This is a genomic window from Micromonospora sp. NPDC005806 (assembly GCF_042871425.1).
In the GTDB taxonomy this organism is placed as follows: domain Bacteria; phylum Actinomycetota; class Actinomycetes; order Mycobacteriales; family Micromonosporaceae; genus Micromonospora.
In genome coordinates this window covers 1-19,836 of sequence record NZ_JBIAIL010000038.1, presented here as the reverse complement: position 1 = coordinate 19,836, position 19,836 = coordinate 1, and the positions used below count along the sequence as shown (strand labels likewise).

The window sequence follows — 19,836 nt, the reverse complement described above, 5'->3', positions numbered from 1 at the left end:
CGTCCCGACGCAGCTCAGAGGCCATTCGGGATCTTCCGGATGGCCTCTTCTGATCTTGTACGGCAGCGAAGTACAGCAACGGCTCATTGGCCGATACTCTGAGCCCCGTCCGCGCTATCTGGGAGTGTCATGACAAGTCGGTTCACCGAGTTGGCCGTTGATTGCCACGATCCGGAGAGGCTCGCGGCCTTCTGGTGCGAGGTAATGGACTTCAAGGTGATCGACCGGAGCGAGGGCAAGGTCGAGATCGGCTCCTGGGTGCCAACCGTCGAGGATGTTCGGGCCCGCCAGATGCCGCCCACCCTGCTGTTCATCCAGGTGCCCGAGGGCAAGACCGTGAAGAACCGGCTCCACCTCGACGTCAGCCCGATCGACGGCAGCACCGAGGACGAGGTGACCAGATTGCTCGGCCTCGGTGCCACCAAGACGGATGTGGGCCAAGGCTCAGACCGAAACTGGGTGGTCATGGCAGACCCCGAGGGCAACGAGTTCTGCGTCCTACGCACCCTGGCACCGCGGAAATAGACCGCGGGCGGGCACCCCCAACCCGTCACACATCGCAACCGTCACGTTGCCGAGAAGACCTCATTGGCCGAGGCTTTCGCCGAGCTTCCGCAGGGCTTCCCGGGTGGCCTTGGATGAGACCTGGCTGTAGATCTCCATCGTGATCGAGAAGCCCGCGTGTCTGAGGATTGCCATCGCGATCCGGGGATGCACGTCCAGGTCGACCAGGAGCGAGCCGCAGGTGCGCCGGGCGTCGTGGACGGTGATCTTCGGGACGCCGGCGCGGGCGATGCGGCTGTCGTAGGACCGGTTGAAGTTCCGCGGCTCGACCGGCAGCCCGTAGCGGGTCGTGAAGATCATGCCGGTGTCGTGCCAGGCCTCGCCGGCCTTCTTCTTGGCCGCCTTTTGTTGCCGGTGGCGATGCCGGAGCGCGGTGACGCAGATGGCTGGCAGCGGTAGGGGAGTGTCGGATTCCTCGGTCTTGGTGGACCGGTGCAGCAGCCGGCCGCGTACCCGCTGGAGTTGCTCGTCGATGACGAGGTTGATGTCGTGGTTGTCGCGGCAGCCCTCGCAGAATGGTTTGCCGTCTGTGGTGCAGGGCTTGTCCCAGCCGTCCCAGTCGATGTGCTCCCAGGTGAGGCCGAGGACTTCACCCTTGCGGAGGCCGAGGCCGAGGCCGAGGCCGAGGACGAGGACGAAGACGTAGGCGGCGTACAGGTAGCCGTCGCCGTAGCGGGATGACTCTAGGAATGCGCGGGCTTCCTCACTGCTCCACGACTTTCCCTTGCGGGCGCGGATCGGCGGAAGCTTCACGAGAGCCGCAACGTTCTTCACGACCAGCTCTTCCACTACCGCCTGAGAGAGCGCCGAGCGGAGAACGGCGCGGACTCCCTTGACGGTGCGAGCCGCGGGGAGGTCCTGACAGCACCGGCCGACGGCGCAGCATTGGCACGTCTTCGCGACCTTGTTGAGCCAGGTCTGTACCTCCCGCACGGACAGCCGGCCGTCGAGTCGTTTGGCGCCGATGCCGGGAACGATGTAGAGGCGTGAGGCATCGCGCAGAGTAACGACAAGACTGGCGTCGCGGCAGTCAAGAGCGGAGGGTTGCTCCGCTCGCCCGGTTTGGGTCGCGGTCCAGGTTGCAGGTGTTCACCGGCCCACGGCCGCGCCATAAGCCACGACACGCAGGAAGACCACCACGATCAACAGAGGAACGATCACCCCGCACACCATCCCGACGCCGAAGGGCCTGCGGCGTCGGCTGACGCAAAGCACCGCACCGGTGATCAGGAAAGCGGCCAGAATGCAGGACGACAGCATGATGTAGAAGAGCCCGGTGTAGGCGGCGGCACTGTCTGGTCCTGGGTCCGGGTCTGCCCTTTGCTCGGCACCGGCCTGGGCGGCGGCGAAGTAGACGTACGCGCCGCATGCGATGTATCCGAGAACGGAAACGAAGAATCCGCCGGTTGCCTTCGCCCATGTAGGCATTGACAGAGTATGACGCGAGCCGGCTGGGCCGACCGCCCCGGGCACGGCTGGCGGACCGACGGGGTCCTCCCGGCCTCTACCCTGAGCTGCGGGCAGTTCCCCGACGTGGAGCTCCCGACCTACGTGCAAAGTAGGTGCAACGATCTTGCTGCTTGCCGAGCCGCCGGTCGACATCCCGCCAGCTAGGGGCGGAGTCGCTGCCCACAGCGCCGCTGGATTCCTAAACCGACGTCGATCGATCGTTTGCAGCCGCGTGACCTGCTGTATCGCCGCCCCATCTACTCATTCTTGGGTCGCATTTGCCAAAAGCCTGCTCGGTGGGTGCGTGTTCGGTCGCTGTTGCCTTCTGAGGCTTGGTCCGTCCCCTCCGCGTCGACCAGCCGGAGCGCGACCTTGCTGAGGTCGCCCTCGTTGGCCTCGATCCGTCAGAGGGTTTTGATCCCTCGGCAGGAACTTTGGCTTGACCGTTTTGTTCCCTTTGGTGGTGGGGGTGTGCGCCACCTGTCACGGTGGTGGTGCCGGGTCTCCGGATCCCGGGAACGGCCCCCTCCGGCTCGCTGAGACGGCTTCTGCTGGTCAGGTGGGTGCGGGTAGGGCGGTCAGGCGTTGCCAGCACACGACGAACGCTTCGGCGAATGGCCAGGTAGCGGGGATTTTCGGGTCTACTGACGTTCTCGTGGGTGGGGTTGGGTTTCATGATCGTCCGGGGAGTGGTGGGCAGAGGCCGCCGCGGCGGCTCCCACTCCTCGGCGAAACGACGAAGACCGCGGACGAGATGCCGACTTGCAGTACCGGGCAACGATCACGCCTCTGTTGAGTCAGACCGCGGCCGGACACCGGGGAGGCAACACACCCGGGAGAGTCAACCCCGAAAGGCGGCAGGCGGTTCACGAGTCACCCCGCCCAGCGTCCTACGGAACCTACGACCGGAAGGCCGAGAACAGCTGCCCCCATACAAGTCGGCGGTTCAGCCCGTACTGCTGCGCTGAAGTGGCCGAGCCGCCAAGTCTCGCAAGAATGCCCGGCGAGCCAAAACCAGCAGGACGCCCGCGAGCAGCATGCACCCTCCGCCAACGCGCCAAGCGGTTGGATAGTCGGCGTGCGCTACGAGAAGACCAAAGAGTGCTGGCCCGGTCGCGCCGCCAACGAATGCCCCTGCTTGGACGGCTCCCGAGGCGGCACCGGGGGCCTCGCGACCTACCCGCACGACCGCGAAGAGCAGGAGCCCTGGCCACGCCCATCCGATTGCAAACGCGAGCATGGACGCGGCCCAGAGGGTTGGAACGGTTCCGATCGAAATTGCGACGAAGGCCATAGCGCCGACCGTGATCTGCTGGATGACCACGGCTAGATTGCCACCATCCCGGCGGTCGGCGCGGTAGCCGGTCACCACACGCGCAATGATGGACAATGCGCTGCCGGCGGCCATCATGTAGCCAGCCTGCGAAGGGCTCATTCCAATGTGAAAGCTCCAAGAGGCCACGAAGGCGCCGAGCGAGTTGACCGAAGCGCTGGCGATGGCCATCCCGCCGACTGTCAGCAAGAGGGCACCTCTCGGCGGCTTCTCAGCTGCGCGGGCGGCGGGCCCGCGGCGCTTGCCGTCCCTCGGCAAAGCGAGTCCGCTGACCACAACCAACACCCCCCCGAGCGCCGTGATCCCAAACGTCCAGCGCCAGCCGATCAGCGCTCCAATCGTGGGAACCGACATGCCGCCGAGCAAGATCGCGAGAGGAACGGCCGACTGCTTGACGCCGAAGGCCAAGCCCTGAAGCTGCAGCGGGATCGAATTGGCCAGCGACAGGTTTGAGGTCACTTGCAAGGCCGCGTTAGCCATGCCAAGGACGACCAGCATCAGCACCAGCGTTGTGTAGGAGTGCGCCAGCAAGGCAAGTCCCATCGCACCTGCGCAGGCTAGCGAACCGGCCAGAATAGTGCTGCGCCGTCGGCCGAGGCGGTCCACAAGACGCCCGCCCAACAGTGCACTTGACGCTGCCGCCGCGAAAAAGCAGCTGGCCGCTAACCCGAACTTCGCCTCGTCGAACCCGACATCTCTTCGGACGAAGACGGACTGCGCGCTCAATAGGAAGACCGGAACGGCACCCAGCGTCGTCATGGCGCCGGCGGTGAACATGGTGACTACAAGATTGGGCACCCTCGCTACGCGCATGGGTCAACCATGTCTTCCACACCGACTCTCCTCGGAAGTTAACCGCTCCTCATCTCGAAACACCCAGGCGGCGCCGCACGGGCCTCTATCGCGCGGCGCCCCCTGAAGCCATGCCTGTCGAGGACGACTTACCCTCGCAGCGCCTCGGCAAAGTTGGCACTGTCCTCTTCCTGGAGGAGTCCCATGACTGCCTCGTGGACACGCTCTGCGTGGCTGCGGCTCGACACAATGGACATGTTGTCGTAGAACTTCGTCTCGATGTCCTCCCGCGAGAGCGGGCGCTCCTCGGAGCCGCGGTTGTCGTTCTCTCGATGGCGGAGCTCCCGTCCGTCCTTGAGCCGCACAATCACCTCGCCGTGGAAGTACTTGGGGAACGTCTTGTTGGGATCCGGCTCGTAGGCCACCTTTGCGGCCAGCGACAAGATCTCCGGGTCGCGCAGCGCCTCGTCCTCGAGTTCTGCCAGGGTGAACCGCCCTCGGCTGAGGATGGCGGAGACGATGAACGGCAGGCTGAACTTCGCGTGGTAGTCCGAGCGGGGTGACAGCTTGTTGGCGGCTGGTTCGAGCACGACCGGCACGATCTCCTCGGGTACCAGGCATGTGATCGACTCGATGTCGGAAGGGGCGAACTTATGGGTGTCGAGGAGGATCTGCGCAGCATCGGCGAAGGCGTGCGTGAAATGGCAGGCCGGGTAGGGCTTGATGCCCACCCGCACGAGCTCCCAGTCCTCACCCAGGCCCGCGGTCGCCTTGGACAAGTCAATGCCATGCCCGAGAGGGGTGTGCAGCGCAAAGAGCCCGAAGCGGCCCTCGTAGATGGCTGGCGGGGACTCGAAGCCGTGCTTCGCAAACTGCGCCGCAGTGATGCCGCTGACCGCAGCCCACCCGGGGTGCACCCGCTTGGTCCAAGCGCCGGTCTCCAGGAACTCCATTACGCCGCTTGCGAGGCTTCCAACGAAACCCTGGGCCGTGGCGATGCCCTGGGCGCTCAAACCGCCGAGTCGGGCTGCGGCCACTGCAGACCCGAAGGCTCCTACCACACCGGTGGGGTGATACCCGTGAGCGTGCAGCCCACTGTTTGCCGCTGCGCCAACGCGTGAGCTGACCTCCATGGCAATCAGATAGCCCAAAAGCAGGTCCTTGCCGGGCAGGTGCCGCAGGGTGGAAACCGAGAGCGCCGTGGGGAGGGCACTCGCCGACGCGTGGATGACGCCTGCCAGGTGAGTGTCGTCGTAGTCCAGGCCATGCACCAGCAACCCGTTGAGGAGGGCCGCATCGCGGGGGCTGAGCCGGACGCTGTGGCCGATGACCGGAGTGTTGCCGGCACCGAGCTCGGACACCGCCGCAAGGGCGCGCTTGGCGAAGTCGAAGTTCGAGGAGGCGTAGGCCAGGCCGACGCAGTCAAGAATGTGCAACAACGCTCGGTCAGCGACGTGCGTCGGAACGTCACTCACGGTGACGTCGGCGGCCCACCGTGCGATGCGCGCGGCGATGGTCTCGCCGATGCCGCCGCCCTTGCCCGTTAAGTCCGACTGGCTGTCCCTTGCCTCGGTGATGGTCACGATTCCTCCTCTGTTGGCTGCCTGTGTCTGACGTGCAGACCGGCTGTGTCAGGGGGTTGTCAACCAACAGTCTGACCTTTAACATCACCGGAAACATCAGAGGATTTAGTGAGGTTCACCACTCTGAGTGTCCACGCACCACGGAGACCACCACCCAAGTGCCCAGGCGTAGGGCGCGCATACACCACGGCTCGACCCCTGCCTGACAGATCTTCTTCGAAGAGAGGCCCCATGTTTAGGCGTATGACGATCATCTCGACCGCGCTGGCCACGTCCCTGGTCGCGACTGCCTGTGGCGCTGGCGGCAGCTCCTCTGAGGGAAGCGACAGTGGGCCCCTCAAGGTGGGTGCTGCGGTATCCGAGACGGGCAAGTTCTCCATCGAGGGCAAGGCCACCAAGCGCGGGTACGAGATGTGGGTCGACGAGGTGAACGCCCACGGTGGTATCGACGTCGGCGGCAAGAAGCGCAAGGTGCAGGTCATCTACTACGACGACCAGTCAGAGCCCGAGACCGCGGTGAAACTCACCCAGCGCTTGATCAGCCAGGACAAGGTCGACTTCATGTTCGGCCCCTACTCTTCAGGTCTGACCATTGCAACCTCTGCCATCGCGGGCAAGTACAAGAAGATCATGTTTGCTGGCGGCGCGGCCGCGGTCAGTGTGTTCAACCAGAAGAACGAGTATGTGTTCAGTCCCCTGACTCTTACCCGGGACTACACCACCAGCGGACTTCAGGCCCTGCAGGAAAAGGGGGTCAAGCGCATCGGCGTCATGCACTCCGACGATGCCCCGATGACAGATGTCAAGGACGCTACCGTCGAGAATGCAAAGAAGATGGGGCTCGAGGTGGTTTCGGTGCAGTCCGTCCCCGCTGACGCCACAGACATCACAGGTGCCATGCGGCAGATTCAGGCGAAGCAGCCGGACGCATTCGTGGAAGCAGGCACCACCCTGATCGGACTGCTGGCCACCCGCACCATGCGCGACATCGGCTGGGCGCCCAACTATGTCCTCATGGTCCAAGCCCCGACCGAGCCCACCTTCGTGCGGGAACTTGGCGCAGCAACCGCCGAGGGCATCATGGCGCCCACGCAGTGGATGCCCAACGACAGCTACAAGGACGACTACTTCGGCACTGCCCAGGACTACTTCGACGCCTACCTCAAGAAGTACGGCGAGCGTCCGTCCTACCTGGCACCGAGCTCGTCGGCGGCGGGGCTCTCCCTGCAGCTCGCCGTCGAGAAGGCCGGCAGCACCGACACCGAGAAGGTCCGCAAGGCCCTTGTCGACATGAAGGCAGACACCTTCTTCGGGCCGATCGACTACACGGCACCGGGCGACGCTAGCGGCCTCACGGGCGCAAACATCAACCGGCCCATGCTGACCGTGCAGATCGATGCGAAGGGCGAGCAGGTGGTGGTCGCGCCAAAGGACACCGCCAAGGCAGCCATCTTGCCCCTCAAGCCATGGAATGCGCGCTGACACGATCATGACAAACAGGACGGTCCTACGTCGCGCGATCGGAGTCGCACGTTGCACACGCTAGTTCAGGTCATCATCGATGGGGTCATCCTGGGAGGGTTCTACGCCCTGATGGCCCAGGGCCTCTCCCTCATCTTCGGGATCATGAGGGTCATCAACCTGAGCCACGGCGAGTTCCTGGTCCTCGGCGCCTACCTGGCATGGTTGGCGCACCAGTACCTGGGACTTGACGTCCTGGTGGCACTGCCGCTGCTGATCGTGCTGGGCTTCGGGTTCGGCTGGGTGGTGTCCCGTCTGCTCATCATCCCCGTACTCGACCGCCACGAGCTGATGCCGCTGCTAGTGACCTTCGGCCTGGCATCGGTGATCGCGGGCTCGCTCACGCTCGGCTTCAGCACGACACCCAAGGTGACCCAGGCGGCCTACTCCGAGTCGGTAATCAGCCTCTTGGACTATCGGGTGGCAGTCAGCAAAGCCGTGATGCTGGGCGCGGCCCTCCTCCTCCTCGGCCTGCTGACGCTGTTCCTGAACCGAACCAAGCAGGGCAAAGCGATGAAGGCGACTGCCCAGAATCGCGGCGCTGCCCGGATCGTCGGAATCAGCGTGACCCGCGTCTACTGCGCGGCATTCGGCCTCGGCACCGCTGTCGCGTTCGCTGCCGGGGGTCTTTTCAGCGTCACCCAGGGTTTCTACCCCTTCATGGGCGGCTTGTTCACCCTCAAAGCCTTCGTGATCGTCGTGCTCGGCGGCGGCGGGCGAGTGAGCGGCACGCTCGCCGCTGCCATGTTCGTCGGGCTCATCGAGTCAGGCCTCAGCGGCTATGTGCCCAACATCGGCACCAGCCTCGGAACGGCGGCAGCTTTCATTCTGGTCGTCGTCGTCCTAGCCCTGCGTCCGGAAGGGATCTCCCGACTGGGAGGGGTTCGCGCATGAGCAGTTCAGTTGCCGAAGAGGCCACCACTCCAAGCGAGAGGCTCGCACCCGGCCGCAACGTTCGCGAGATCAGGTACAAGCCCGTTGTTGCGTTGGTGCTGGCGCTGATCGGCATGAGCGTGCTGCCCCCGATGGGGCTGAATGATAGCGTGCTGCTCACCCTCAGCACGATGTTCATGTGGATCATCCTTTCGTCGAGCTGGAACTTCATCTCCGGCTTCACGGGCTACGTTGACTTCGGCCACGGGGTGTTCTTCGGGCTCGGCGGCTATGTCACCGGCATTCTCATGGTGAAGGCCGATATGTCCTTTGCCTCCACCGTCCCGCTGGCGGCGTTGTTCGCCGCCGCCTGTGCACTCACCGTCGGCTATCCCTTGCTGCGGCTTCGGGGCGTGTACTTCTCGATCGCCATGCTCGGCTCATTCCTGGCCGTACGTGAGCTGGTGCATATGGCCACTCCGTTGACGGAGGGCGCCCAAGGGCTAGTCCTGCCCCCCGAAGTGAACCGCCACTTCTTCTATTACCTCTACCTCATCGGAGCGGTCGCGGTGGTCGCCCTCGCCTGGTGGTTGCGCCGTTCCCAGTTCGGCGTGTCCCTGCTCGCGATCAAGGGCGATGAGCGTGGCGCTGAGGCCAGGGGGATCAACACCACCATGCTGAAGCTGACGATCTTTTGCCTCTCCGCTGCGATCACTGGCGCAGTCGGCGCCTGCTGGGCGTACGAGGTCACCTTCATCGATCCAGAGATCATGTTCCGCGACAGCTTCCTAATCAACGTCGCAATCATGACCGTGCTCGGCGGACTCGGAACTGTGTGGGGTCCCGTCATTGGGACGGCGCTGTTCCTCATGGTTCGCGACACTGTCTGGGCGGAGCAGGGCAACTCCTTCCTCGTCATCTTCGGCGCCTTCCTGATCGTCATCGTGCTTTTCATGCCGGAAGGCATCGTTGGCACGATCCAGCGTGGAGAGCGCACGGTGCTCGGCCGACTGACCAGGAGGCTGAGGCATCGCGGTAGCGGGGGCAACGACCCGGCCGTGCGCCCGCCCGCGTTAGCCGTGAGGAGCGTGAAGTGACCACTACCACACCTGCCCCAGCGCTTGCTCCCTCCCTGCCCGGCCGCGTACTCCTAAACGCTCGGGGAATCGTGAAGAGCTTCGGGGGCGTCCAGGCATTGCGCGAGGTTGATTTCCAGATAGCCGCTGGCGAGATCGTGGGGCTGGTCGGCCCGAACGGGTCGGGCAAGTCCACCCTCCTGGCGTGCCTTTCGCGGGACATGGCCTTCGAGGGCGGCAGCGTTGAGTTCAACGGGCGAGACATCGCGAAGCTGCGAACGATGCAGGTGGCGCGGAGCGGCATGGGCCGTACGTTCCAGAATGTGCGGCTGTTTCCAGAGCTCACCGTCTGGGAGAACGCCCTGCTCGGCCGTCAGTGGAAGGGCGTTGGGCTGCGGGGCCTCGTTCGTCCCGCAGATGTCGCAACGAAGCAGCGGGCGTCCGATCTGATTGACCTCATGGAGATCCCGCATCTCACACACCAGTACGCCGGCAACATCTCTGGCGGCCAGATGCGCCTCGTTGAGCTCGTGATGGCCATGATGTCGAACCCGAGTCTGGTGCTGCTGGACGAGGCCACTTCGGGTGTCAACCCCACCCTCATCGAGTCACTTAAGCACTATGTCAAGGTGCTCAATCAGGAAGAGGGCGTCGCCTTCATTATCGTTGAACACAACATCGGGTTCATCTTCTCGATTGCCGACCGGATCGTCGTCCTCCATGACGGTGAGCTGCTGGCCAACGGCAGCCCCGACGAGATCAGCGAAAACCAGGAGGTAATCGATGCCTACCTCGGTGCATAAGACCAGCCCTGTCGCAGCTTCGAGCGTCGCACCTGGCGAGGTGATGCTCGAGGTCTCCGGTGTCATCGCCGGATACGGCGGATTCGACATCCTGCACGGCGTCGACGTCGAGGTGCGGCGTGGCGAGATTGTCTGCGTCGTTGGCCCGAATGGGTCGGGGAAGTCGACCGTGTTCAAGGCGATTTACGGTCTGATCAACGTTCGCCAGGGCAAGGTCGTCTTCGAGGGGCAGGACGTCACGGCCATGGGCCCCCAGGAGCTCTTGCGCGCCGGGATGGCAATGGTTCCCCAGCTGTCGACGATCTTCCCCTCGCTCAACGTCTACGAGAACCTCGAGCTCGGGATGTATCTCGTCAGGGACAAGGCTCGCGTGAAGGCGCGAATCGACGAGATGTTCGACCTCTTTCCCCGTCTCGCCGAGCGGAGGGCGCAGTACGCCGGCACGCTGTCCGGCGGAGAGCGGCGCGCCCTGGAGATCGCGCGCTCTCTCATGCTCGACCCGCGCATGATTCTGATGGATGAGCCGTCCGTGGGCCTATCACCCATCCTCACGAAGGCGATGTTCCAGCAGCTCCGCGAGCTGAGGGACGAAGCGGGAATCACCTTCCTGCTCATCGAGCAGAACGCTCGCTCGGCACTAGAACTGGCGGACCGCGGGTACGTCATCCAGCGTGGGCTGGTGAGCCACACCGGCACCGGCGAGGCGCTGCTAGGTGACGATGAGGTGCGTCGGGCCTTCCTCGGCGGTTAGGGCGCGCAGGGGATTAACACACGTTTTTGATCTCTGTGGCGATGTCGAGGCCTGCCTTGGCTGTGTGGTCGGTAAGGGTGGTGAGGTGCACGTCGGCGGGTTCGATGGTGTGCCGGATCTGGGCGAGGAGTTGGCAGGTCTGGCGGACGGCGTTGTTGATGGTCATGCGGGAGGCGCCGAACAGGTCACCGATCACTGGCTGTGGGATGTTGAATCGTTGGTCAAGGATGGTGGCCAGGAGCCGGTCAGCGAGGGTGAGGCGGGGCCGGCGTCCGCCGCCTGCCGGTAGTCGTCGGGTGCCGCCGCGTCGGTTGTGCAGGTCGGCTTCGCGTTGGGCCTCGCGAGGGACGGCCAGCCGGGTGAGCAGGTCGTTCCATGCGGGGGTGGGCATCCCGGTCACGGCAGGGTGAACCAGCCGGGGACAGGTCACGGTGGTCGGGACGAGGCACCGAGGGCGGTGGTTCCTCGGCGCCCGGGTTGGCGGGTTCGGGACGCAGGCTGTACCGCTGGACCACCCCGGCGATCCTCGCCCACGCCTTCCTCGCCGCCGCGACAGCCCACCACAGCCGCCCCGAACCCGCCGGGCTGATCCCGTTGACCGTCAACGAGCTACGCCACCTGTTCAACGTCCTGATCATCGAACCCAGCCGACGCCGCACCGACCCGCTCATCTGGTCCATCCGCCGACGTCGCCACCAAGCCCGAGCCACGACCAGCCACTACTCCCGCCAAGCACTCACCCAGCCATGATCACGATCCCCGGCTGGAGTACTAGCGCCAACGCCGACGGCCGGGGAGTTCCGCCTCCCCGGCCGTTGTGCAGTCTGGGCTCAGGCGATGCCGGCCCGGAGGGCCGGGGGCCTGCGCTCGTGCCAGTCGGTCACCGCCTGGTATGCCGCGGCGGCACGGAAGAGCAGGTCCTCCCGCCACGGCGCGGCTGTGAGGTGGGCGCCGATGGGCATGCCAGACTCCGGGTGCAGGCCGCACGGAACCGAGATTGAGGGGCCGTGGAACATCGAAAAGCCATAGGTGAACCGCGTGATCTCATGCGTGGTGCGGATCATTTCAGCACCCTCCACGCATGGCACGTCAGCCGGGACGGTGGGCGTCAGGATGAGGTCCACGTCGAGAAGAACCCGCTCGACAGTACGCTGCCAGTTACGGCGCCACGCCATGGATTCCGCCATCTTCTGGGCATCGACTCCCACTCCTAGCTGGAGTCGACGATGGACGTCCTCCCCGAACCGCCCGGGGGCGTCAGCCAGCCGGTCGGCGTGGAAGGCCGCCACCTCCGGATAGAGGATCCGGAACATGTGCTGTTGCGCCTCGACTGCGCCATCGAGTGAAACCGCAACCAGTTCGCTGCCCTGCGTGGCGAGGGTTTCCCCCAGCGCGCGGACCGCCGCTGCGACGGGAGGGTCCACGTCGTCGAAGAAGTACGTCTCGGGTATGCCGACCCGCAGCCGGCCAACTCCGGCATCGAGCGTTGTGAGGACGTCCTGCCGCGGCCCGTCCTGACTAGTGGGGTCATCGAAGTCAAAGACATCGATGGCGCTAAAAACAGCAGCGGCCTCGGCCGCGGTGCGCGCCAAGGGACCGACGGTGTCGAAGGCGTGGCTCAGTGGCGTCACGCCTCTGTTGGAGATTCGCCCGAGGGTCGGACGCAGTCCGACCAATCCGTTGACCGAAGCCGGAATTCGTATCGAGCCCCCGGTGTCGGTGCCGAGCGATGCGTCAGCCATGCCAGCCGCAACCGCCACGGCCGAGCCGCCGCTGGAGCCACCCGGGATCCGCGTCTGGTCCCACGCATTGCGACATGAGCCCCAGTGGGCGTTCTGGGTGGTGGCGCCCAGCGCAAACTCGGCGAGGTTGACCTTCGCGCTCAGGATGGCCCCAGCCTGCCGGAGGCGTTCAACCACGAAGGCGTCGGCAGCGGGGACTCTGTCGCGGAAGAAATCGGACCCTGCCGTTGTCCGTGTCCCCGCCGTGTCGATGTTGTCCTTGACGGCCACCAACATGCCGTGCAGCGGACCCGCCGACTCCCCGGATCCACCCTGCGCTGCTTGTCGCGCGACCTCAGCGCGGACTTCGTCATCCATGCGAGTGATCACGGCCCGCAGCAGGGGATCCCACCTCTCCATCTGGCGGATCGCATCCTCCGCGCGCCGTGCAAGATCATCGTTTGGGACGGTCATCGGGCGTGCCTCCATCGCTCAACTCGGCGAGGTTCCTCATCCGGGGATAACCTCTGAGGTTTTAGGAAGTGCGTGCCGACAGAAAGCTGGTATGACCACGCGAGTCTTGACTCAGAATCATCTGACATTTACACTGCCATGTCAAGAGCCCATCCACCGGCCGGTGGCCGCCAGGGCCTGGGGGAGTGCGTATGCAGATCGGCTTGTTCCTGACCAACCAGCAGCCGCTAGGCGCCGACCAGGTCCGAGCGCTGGACGGTCAACTCCAGCTGGTGCGTGCTGCGCGTGACGCCGGCTGGGACTCAATCTTCGCCGGGCAGCACTACCTGAGCGAGTCCGTGACGCACATCCAGCCCCTGCCCTATCTGGCCCGGTTGTCGGCCGAGGCAGGCGACATGAACATCGGGCTTGGCATCCTCCTGCTCGCCCTCCAGAACCCTCTCGACGTGGCCGAGAACTTCGCCTCGCTCGACGTGGTCACCCGAGGGCGGCTGATTCTCGGTGTTGGACTTGGCTATAGGGACGTCGAGTACGACGCCTTCGGCGTCGGCAAGACAGGCAGGGTGGCCAGGTTTGAGGCCAACCTGGATATCGTGCTGCGCCTGTGGGCGGGAGAGGAGGTCGACGCGGACCTTCCCTGGTGTCGCCTCAGGGGTGCCAAGCTCAACCTCTTGCCGGTGCAACAGCCGCGCCCGCCCCTATGGATGGCGGCCAATAGCGACAGAGCGGTCCAGCGTGCCGCGCGCTTGGCGGACGCCTGGATGGTCAACCCCCACGCCACCGCCTCTACCATCCGGCGCCAGGTCGATCTCTACCGTTTGACCCGCGCCGAGGCCAACACCGGCCCAGGGGCGGGTTTGCCTTTGATGCGGGAGATCTTCTGCGCCAAGGACCGGGTTACAGCCGTCGAACTGGCGGCCCCCTATCTGGCGGAGAAGTACCGCACGTATGCCAGGTGGGGCCAGGACAAGGTGATGCCCGAGGCCGAGTCCTTCGACATCGCCTACGAGGAACTTGCCCAGCAGCGGTTCATCGTCGGGTCTCCCGAGGATTGCCTGGCGGCACTGCTCCCTTGGCGGGATGAGGTCGGCGTAGATGCTTTCATCTTCCGAACCCACTGGGCTGGCATGCCGCTCACCAGTTCGCAGGGCTCGATCGACTTGCTGGCCAAGGAGGTGGTTCCCGTGCTCAAGGACGGGGCAAACTAATGCGAATGCGGACCGTACTCGCCCTCCAGCGTTGCGATCCGAACAGGTGGCGGCGACAAGTAGAGGGCTCAACGCCCTAGAGTGCAATGAAGGTCAGTCAGGAACCAATGGTCGAATCAGTCGCCAAGAAGGCGCGTGAGGTGCGTGCGATGATCCCGGGGCAGAACGGCACCGCCGACGTGCTGTCGGTGAAGAAGGTGCTGCCGGCCTACGAACAGGTCGCTGAGCAGCTCCGCCAGCTTATCCTCAAGGGGGAACTCGCGCCCGGCGACCGTCTCCCAGTCGAGGGTGAGCTGTGTGCCATTTTTGGCGTGAGCCGTAGCACCATCCGAGAAGCCCTGCGGGTGCTGGCTGCCCGCGACCTCGTCCACACCGTCAGGGGGACGACTGGTGGCACCTTCGTGTCTCGGACCGACGCCGCGAAGGTGAGTCAGTATCTCGAGACCAGTCTGGGCCTGATGTCGGGAGCCGACGCCATCACCGTGGCCGAGATCCTCGAGGCACGCGAGCTCGTCGAGGTGCCCGCAGCCCGACTCGCCTCCACCCGCGCCACCCCAGGACACATCGAGGCAATGCGCGAGGCGCTCCACCGAGAGGTCGCCAGCATGGGCCGCGGTCTGAAGTTCAGGGAGCACCGCAACTTCCACGGCATCATTGTGGAGGCTGCGGGCAATGGACTACTCAAGATCATGAACGATCCGGTGTTCAAGGTCCTCCAAGCGAAGTTCCTGCGCCCAGACGTGGCGCCCGAGTTCTGGCACAAGGTGGATTCCGAACACGGCGCCATTCTCGACTGCATTGCTGCCGGCGACGGGGACGGTGCGGCGAAGGCGATGCGCGACCACCTCGCGACACTACGTGTGCTCTACCAGGACTGACCTCGCACCTGATTGGTCAGATTTTTCAAAGCGCCCGACCTTCGATGGAGGTCGGGCGCTTTCTATGCAGGTAGGCCCTTGACCGGTAAAGGTCTGATGTTTATGCTGCCATGCAAAGGTCCGACTAGGTGGGAGGCCGCAATGGCTAAGGTGGACGGCTGGCAGGGGCGGTTCTACGAGGACTTTGAGATCGGTGACGTGTACCAGCACCCCCTCGGGCGAACCGTCACCGAGAGTGACAACATCTGGTTCACGCTGTTGACGATGAACACCAACCAGATGCACTTCAACACCGACTACGCGGCGCGCTCCGAGTTCAAGCGGCCCATCGTGGTGTCGACCCTGACCGTGGCAATCGCCGTGGGCCAGAGCGTCACCGACCTCACCCAGAATGCCTTCGCAAACCTTGGCTGGAACGACATCCGGATGACCCACCCAGTCTTCGCCGGGGACACCCTGTGGAGCGAGTCACTGGTCACCGAGAAACGCGAATCGTCCTCGCGGCCGCAGGCCGGCATCGTCACCGTGAAGACCCGCACCCTGAACCAGGACGGCAAGCAGGTGTGTTCCTTCCTCCGCACCTTCTACGTCTACAAGCGCGGCGCCGAGCAGCTCAAGTCTCTCTTTCCCGAGGGTGAAGTGCCCCTGGCCGTCGAAGCCCCTGCAGCCAGCTGATTCAGCCAACCCAAGACAGCATGGAGACCCCCATGAGGCCCCTCGAGGACGTACGCATCATCGCCATCGAACAGTACGGCGCAGGCCCATGGGGCAGCGTGCACCTGGCAGACCTGGGTGCGGAGGTCATCAAGATCGAGGACCCGCGCTTCGGTGGCGACGTCGGCCGCTATGTGCCGCCCTACGGCGAGGAGGAGGACTCCCTCTTCTTCGAGGCGTTCAACCGCAACAAGCGCAGCCTCTCCCTGGACCTCTCCAGTCCTGCAGGACGGCAGGTCTTCGAGGACCTGGTGCGGGTCGCTGATGCTGTCTACTCCAACCTGCGCGGCGACGTCCCAGCCAAGATGCGCATCACCTACGACGACCTCAAGCATCTGAACCCGGCCATCGTCTGCTGCTCCCTTACCGGTTTCGGCATGACCGGGCCGCGCCAGAAGGAGCCGGGATACGACTACGTGCTGCAAGGCTTGGCGGGCTGGATGGACCTGACCGGCGAACCTGGCGGCCCCCCAGCCAAGTCGGGGCTCTCACTGGTCGACTACTCAGGAGGATTCGTCGCCGCCATCTCCCTGTTGAGTGGCTTGCACGCGGCCCGGCGGGACGGCGTCGGCATGGACTGCGACGTCAGCCTCTACGACACCGCCATCTCCCTCCTGAACTACCCGGCGGCATGGCATCTCAACGCACGCTTCACCCCCACCCGCACCGCCCACTCGGCGCACCCCTCTCTGGTGCCGTTCCAGGCCTTCCAGGCGGCCGACGGCTGGCTGATCATCGGCTGCGCCAAGGAAAAGTTCTGGACCCGGCTGGTCGACGTGCTAGGCCATTCCGAATGGGCCGACGAACCGCACTTCAAGACCTTCGCCGACCGGCGGGTGCACAAGGAACAGCTGATCCCCATGATCGAAGACGTGCTCGCTGGGCGCACGGTTGATGACTGGCTTGCAGACCTGTACGCCGCCGGAATCCCCTGCGCGCCCATCAACGACGTTGAAAAGGCGCTCAAAGAGGAGCACACCATCGCGCGCGGCCTGATTGTGCAGACCGAGCACCCGCGATTCGGTACCGTCTCCCAGGTCGCCTCCCCAGTCCGCGTTGGAAGCGAGACGCCAACCTACCGACGCGCACCCCTGCGGAATGAGGACATGGAACACGTCCTGACGGAGATTGCCTCCTACGACGAGGCCACCATCGCGAAGCTTGCCAACGAGGGCGCCTTCGGGGACGAGCACCGCCACAGTCCGGACTCACGGGCATTCGAAGTGCAGGGCGCGGCGCGGTGATTTCTGCCCTGCACCCAGGCTGAACCCACGCCAACGACGGCTAGTACGGAGGATCGACTATGCAATTCCAGTTTACCGAGGACCAGAGGGAATTCCGCGCGCTGCTCAAAAACTTCGTCGACCGCGAGGTGATTCCGGTTGCGCGAGAGTGGGAACAGGCAGGCCGCTATCCCACCGAGATCATCAAGGGCCTCGCCGACATGGGATTGTTCGGGATCACGGTGCCCGAGGAGTACGGCGGCATCGACCTGGACCCGGTTTCCTTCGCTCTTGTCTTCGAGGAGCTCTCCCGCGGCTGGATGGGCATCGCTGGCGTGCTCGGTAGCCACTCCCTGTCGTGCCGCCTGCTCAGCCTGCACGGCACCGACGAACAGAAGAAGAAATATCTTCCCGGGTTGGCCACCGGCGAGCGACGCACGGGCATAGGCCTGACTGAGCCCGATGCCGGGACCGACCTGCAGGGCATCCGCACGACCGCACGCCTGGACGGCGACGAGTACGTCATCAACGGCACTAAGATGTGGATCACCAACGCCCGGTACGCAAACCCGCTGCCCGTGCTGGTCAAGACGGACCCCACCGCTTCTCCGGCACACAAGGGCATGAGCGTCCTTCTGGTAGAGCAGGACATCCCGGGATTCAGCGTCCTAAAGGACATCCCAAAGTTGGGCTACAAGGGCACAGAGTCGTGCGAGGTGCTCCTTGACAACGTGCGCGTGCCGGTCGAGAACCTGGTCGGCGGCGTCGAGGGCCGGGGCATGCAGCAGGTGCTCTCCGCCCTCGAATGGGGCCGGGTCAACATCGCCGCCCGTTCTGTCGGCGTGGCCCAGAGGGCATTCGACGAGGCTCTCGCCTACTCCAAGGAGCGCAAGGCGTTCAAGCAACCGATCTCTGACTTCCAGGCCATCCAACTCAAGCTCGCCTCGATGGCCACCAACCTCCAGGCAGCACGGCTGATGGCCTACTGGGCAGCGGACGCCGTCGCTCACGGCCGCGCAGACGGCCCGACCGGCATGGCCAAGATCTTCTGCTCCGACGTGGCCCTCGAGGCGGCCATCGACTCCATGAAGGTGCACGGCGGCTACGGATTCTCCACCGAGTACGAGATTGAGCGCCTCTATCGCGACGCGCCGCTGATGAGCATTGGTGAGGGTACCAATGACGTCCTCCGCACCGTTGTCGCCAAGTCCCTCCTGCGCGGCGACACCAAGGTCGGCTGAGAGGATGCGCCTCGCCCGCTCTTATCTCTACGTGCCGGGAAACGCTCCCGACAAGCTGCCGAAGGCGGCTGCCAGTATCGCCGATGCACTGATCATCGACCTAGAGGACGCGGTGCCGTGGTCCGGCAAGACGGCAGCGCGCCGTGATGTCCGTGCCTGGCTGTCAACACAAACTGCTCTCAGCAAGGAGCTCTGGGTACGGATCAACTCCGGCGATGCGGCAATGGCCGACATTGAAGCGCTCGACGGGATCTCGTCCCTCACGGGTCTCGTGCTGGCCAAGGCGGGAAGCGCCGACGACGTCCGCAGAATCGGTGACATCCTCACCGACCGCGGACACGCCAGCCTGCTTCTGAGTCCTCTCCTGGAGACACCTGGTGCCATCTTCCAGGCCCGACAGATTGCACGCCAGCCGCAGGTCCAGCGACTGCAGATAGGCGAGTACGACCTCTGCGCCGAAGCCGGCATCACACCGGGGCCGGACGAGTTCGAGGTGGCGGTGATGCGCAGCCAGGTCGTGTTGGCCAGTGCCGAAGCGGGGATCCAACCGCCTGCGGCGCCGGTGTCCATCGAGATCAAAGACATCCAGGCATTCCGCCGATCTACCCAGGCGGCTTCGCGTCAAGGCTTCGTGGGACGAGCGTGTATCCACCCGTCGCAACTTGCCGTGGTCCACGAAATCTTCACGCCCGATGAGGATGCACTGGAGCAGGCGCGAACCGTACTCCGACTGTTCGACGAGCAGGTTCGGGCCGGGACTGCGGTTCTCATCGACGCAAACGGCCGTCTCCTCGACGAGGCCGTGGTCCGACATGCCCGGCGAACATTGAGCATGACTGCTCGACTGTAGGCGGGGAAAAGTCAGTCGATGTGATGCCCAGAGGGGACGACCGGAGGACGACGTGGACAGTTTCGAGCGTGCAGGTTACGGCATCGGCCAAGTGGGTTTCGGGCGGCGGCCAGCGGTCGTCGTCGTCGATTTCCAACTCGCTTTTACGTCTTCCGGGTCCCCCCTCGGGGGTGGCGAACACATCGTCGCCGCCGTGGAACGGGCCGCACCCGTTCTGTCGGCGGCACGGTCGGTCGGCACACCAGTGATTCACACCTATGTGGCTTGGTCGGGCGAGGCAGAGTTCGGTCGGTGGAAGATCCCGTCGCTGCTTGAGATCACACCAGGGTCGTGGGCAGCGCAGATCGATCCGCGCGTTTGGGGCCAAACGGACCTGTGTCTGCTGAAGCGGTACCCCTCAGCATTCTTTGGCACGGACTTGAGTTCCATACTGCAGAGGAACGATATCGACACGGTGCTCGTCATGGGCGCGACGACATCAGGGTGTGTCCGGGCAACCACTATCGACGCCTTCTCGCACGGTTTCCGAACTCAGCTGGTCGAGGACTGCTGTGGCGACCAGTCGTTGGAAAGCCATGACGCAAATCTTCGAGACATCGGGCGACGCTACGCCGACATCATTGACTCCACCGTCGCGATGGAGTGGCTCGCGAGTAACAGGGTCTGTCAGAAGGAAGCGCGATGAATATCGTCGTACTCGTCAAGCAGGTGCCCGATTCGGGCGCGGACCGCAACCTGCGTTCTGACGACAACACCGTCGACCGCGGTTCGGCGAACAACGT

19 protein-coding genes and 2 pseudogenes are annotated in these 19,836 nt (G+C 64.6%); 15 read left to right on the top strand and 6 right to left on the bottom strand.

The features are described from left to right. Positions 1-129: 129 nt before the first annotated feature. Positions 130-525 (top strand): VOC family protein, encoded by a 396-nt coding sequence (locus ACFYOS_RS29140; protein ID WP_387148391.1) that lies wholly within the window; start codon positions 130-132, stop codon positions 523-525. Between the two features lie 60 nt (positions 526-585). Here ACFYOS_RS29140 and ACFYOS_RS29135 read toward each other — a convergent pair. The 4 genes and pseudogenes from ACFYOS_RS29135 to ACFYOS_RS29120 form a co-directional block, all read right to left on the bottom strand. Further along, positions 586-1,569: pseudogene (locus tag ACFYOS_RS29135) on the bottom strand (tyrosine-type recombinase/integrase); the annotation flags it as partial. 84 nt (positions 1,570-1,653) lie between these two features. Then, the gene (locus ACFYOS_RS29130; RefSeq protein WP_387148389.1) at positions 1,654-1,992 is read right to left on the bottom strand and encodes a hypothetical protein; all 339 of its coding nucleotides are present in this window, start codon (positions 1,990-1,992) and stop codon (positions 1,654-1,656) included. 967 nt (positions 1,993-2,959) lie between these two features. Next, positions 2,960-4,123, bottom strand: a complete 1,164-nt coding sequence (locus ACFYOS_RS29125) for an MFS transporter (RefSeq protein ID WP_387148387.1) — start codon at positions 4,121-4,123, stop codon at positions 2,960-2,962. Positions 4,124-4,287: 164 nt separating this feature from the next. Continuing rightward, complete coding sequence (locus ACFYOS_RS29120; protein ID WP_387148385.1) at positions 4,288-5,721, bottom strand: MmgE/PrpD family protein; 1,434 nt, start codon at positions 5,719-5,721, stop codon at positions 4,288-4,290. Between the two features lie 243 nt (positions 5,722-5,964). Between ACFYOS_RS29120 and ACFYOS_RS29115 the strand changes: the two genes are divergently transcribed. From ACFYOS_RS29115 to ACFYOS_RS29095, 5 genes are all read left to right on the top strand, one after another. Continuing rightward, complete coding sequence (locus ACFYOS_RS29115) at positions 5,965-7,203, top strand: amino acid ABC transporter substrate-binding protein (RefSeq protein WP_387148383.1); 1,239 nt, start codon at positions 5,965-5,967, stop codon at positions 7,201-7,203. Positions 7,204-7,254: 51 nt separating this feature from the next. Beyond that, positions 7,255-8,136, top strand: coding sequence for a branched-chain amino acid ABC transporter permease (locus ACFYOS_RS29110; protein ID WP_387148381.1), 882 nt, complete (start codon positions 7,255-7,257; stop codon positions 8,134-8,136). Continuing rightward, positions 8,133-9,212: a branched-chain amino acid ABC transporter permease gene (locus ACFYOS_RS29105; RefSeq protein ID WP_387148379.1), complete on the top strand. Its 1,080-nt coding sequence runs from the start codon at positions 8,133-8,135 to the stop codon at positions 9,210-9,212. Before ACFYOS_RS29110 ends, ACFYOS_RS29105 begins: the two co-directional genes overlap by 4 nt. Positions 9,213-9,283: 71 nt before the next feature. Further along, positions 9,284-9,994, top strand: a complete 711-nt coding sequence (locus ACFYOS_RS29100; protein ID WP_387148377.1) for an ABC transporter ATP-binding protein — start codon at positions 9,284-9,286, stop codon at positions 9,992-9,994. A 43-nt stretch (positions 9,995-10,037) separates the two neighbouring features. Continuing rightward, positions 10,038-10,745, top strand: a complete 708-nt coding sequence (locus ACFYOS_RS29095; RefSeq protein ID WP_387148375.1) for an ABC transporter ATP-binding protein — start codon at positions 10,038-10,040, stop codon at positions 10,743-10,745. Positions 10,746-10,758: 13 nt separating this feature from the next. Here ACFYOS_RS29095 and ACFYOS_RS29090 read toward each other — a convergent pair whose 3' ends face one another. After that, positions 10,759-11,136: a hypothetical protein gene (locus ACFYOS_RS29090; RefSeq protein ID WP_387148373.1), complete on the bottom strand. Its 378-nt coding sequence runs from the start codon at positions 11,134-11,136 to the stop codon at positions 10,759-10,761. An 86-nt stretch (positions 11,137-11,222) separates the two neighbouring features. On the opposite strand from ACFYOS_RS29090, the gene ACFYOS_RS29085 reads away from it, so the two are divergent. Then, positions 11,223-11,495: a hypothetical protein gene (locus tag ACFYOS_RS29085; protein ID WP_387148371.1), complete on the top strand. Its 273-nt coding sequence runs from the start codon at positions 11,223-11,225 to the stop codon at positions 11,493-11,495. A gap of 80 nt (positions 11,496-11,575) precedes the next feature. Here the strand turns inward: ACFYOS_RS29085 and ACFYOS_RS29080 are convergent, their stop codons facing one another. Continuing rightward, a complete protein-coding gene (locus ACFYOS_RS29080; protein WP_387148369.1) occupies positions 11,576-12,940 on the bottom strand; it encodes an amidase in 1,365 nt (454 codons plus the stop codon). A 191-nt stretch (positions 12,941-13,131) separates the two neighbouring features. Between ACFYOS_RS29080 and ACFYOS_RS29075 the strand changes: the two genes are divergently transcribed. The 8 genes and pseudogenes from ACFYOS_RS29075 to ACFYOS_RS29040 form a co-directional block, all read left to right on the top strand. Next, the gene (locus ACFYOS_RS29075) at positions 13,132-14,148 is read left to right on the top strand and encodes an LLM class flavin-dependent oxidoreductase (RefSeq protein ID WP_387148367.1); all 1,017 of its coding nucleotides are present in this window, start codon (positions 13,132-13,134) and stop codon (positions 14,146-14,148) included. 86 nt (positions 14,149-14,234) lie between these two features. Next, entirely contained in the window at positions 14,235-15,026 is a 792-nt protein-coding gene (locus ACFYOS_RS29070; RefSeq protein ID WP_387148365.1) for a FadR/GntR family transcriptional regulator, read from the top strand. A gap of 141 nt (positions 15,027-15,167) precedes the next feature. Continuing rightward, on the top strand, positions 15,168-15,701 hold the full coding sequence (locus ACFYOS_RS29065; RefSeq protein WP_387148363.1) for a MaoC family dehydratase: 534 nt from the start codon (positions 15,168-15,170) through the stop codon (positions 15,699-15,701). Positions 15,702-15,733: 32 nt separating this feature from the next. Continuing rightward, entirely contained in the window at positions 15,734-16,984 is a 1,251-nt protein-coding gene (locus ACFYOS_RS29060) for a CaiB/BaiF CoA transferase family protein (protein ID WP_387148361.1), read from the top strand. A 59-nt stretch (positions 16,985-17,043) separates the two neighbouring features. After that, complete coding sequence (locus tag ACFYOS_RS29055) at positions 17,044-18,204, top strand: acyl-CoA dehydrogenase family protein (protein WP_387148359.1); 1,161 nt, start codon at positions 17,044-17,046, stop codon at positions 18,202-18,204. A 4-nt stretch (positions 18,205-18,208) separates the two neighbouring features. Next, the gene (locus ACFYOS_RS29050; protein ID WP_387148357.1) at positions 18,209-19,054 is read left to right on the top strand and encodes an HpcH/HpaI aldolase/citrate lyase family protein; all 846 of its coding nucleotides are present in this window, start codon (positions 18,209-18,211) and stop codon (positions 19,052-19,054) included. A gap of 52 nt (positions 19,055-19,106) precedes the next feature. After that, entirely contained in the window at positions 19,107-19,739 is a 633-nt protein-coding gene (locus tag ACFYOS_RS29045) for an isochorismatase family protein (protein WP_387148355.1), read from the top strand. Continuing rightward, a pseudogene (locus ACFYOS_RS29040) lies at positions 19,736-19,836 on the top strand (electron transfer flavoprotein subunit beta); the annotation flags it as partial. The gene ACFYOS_RS29045 and the pseudogene ACFYOS_RS29040, both read left to right, overlap by 4 nt.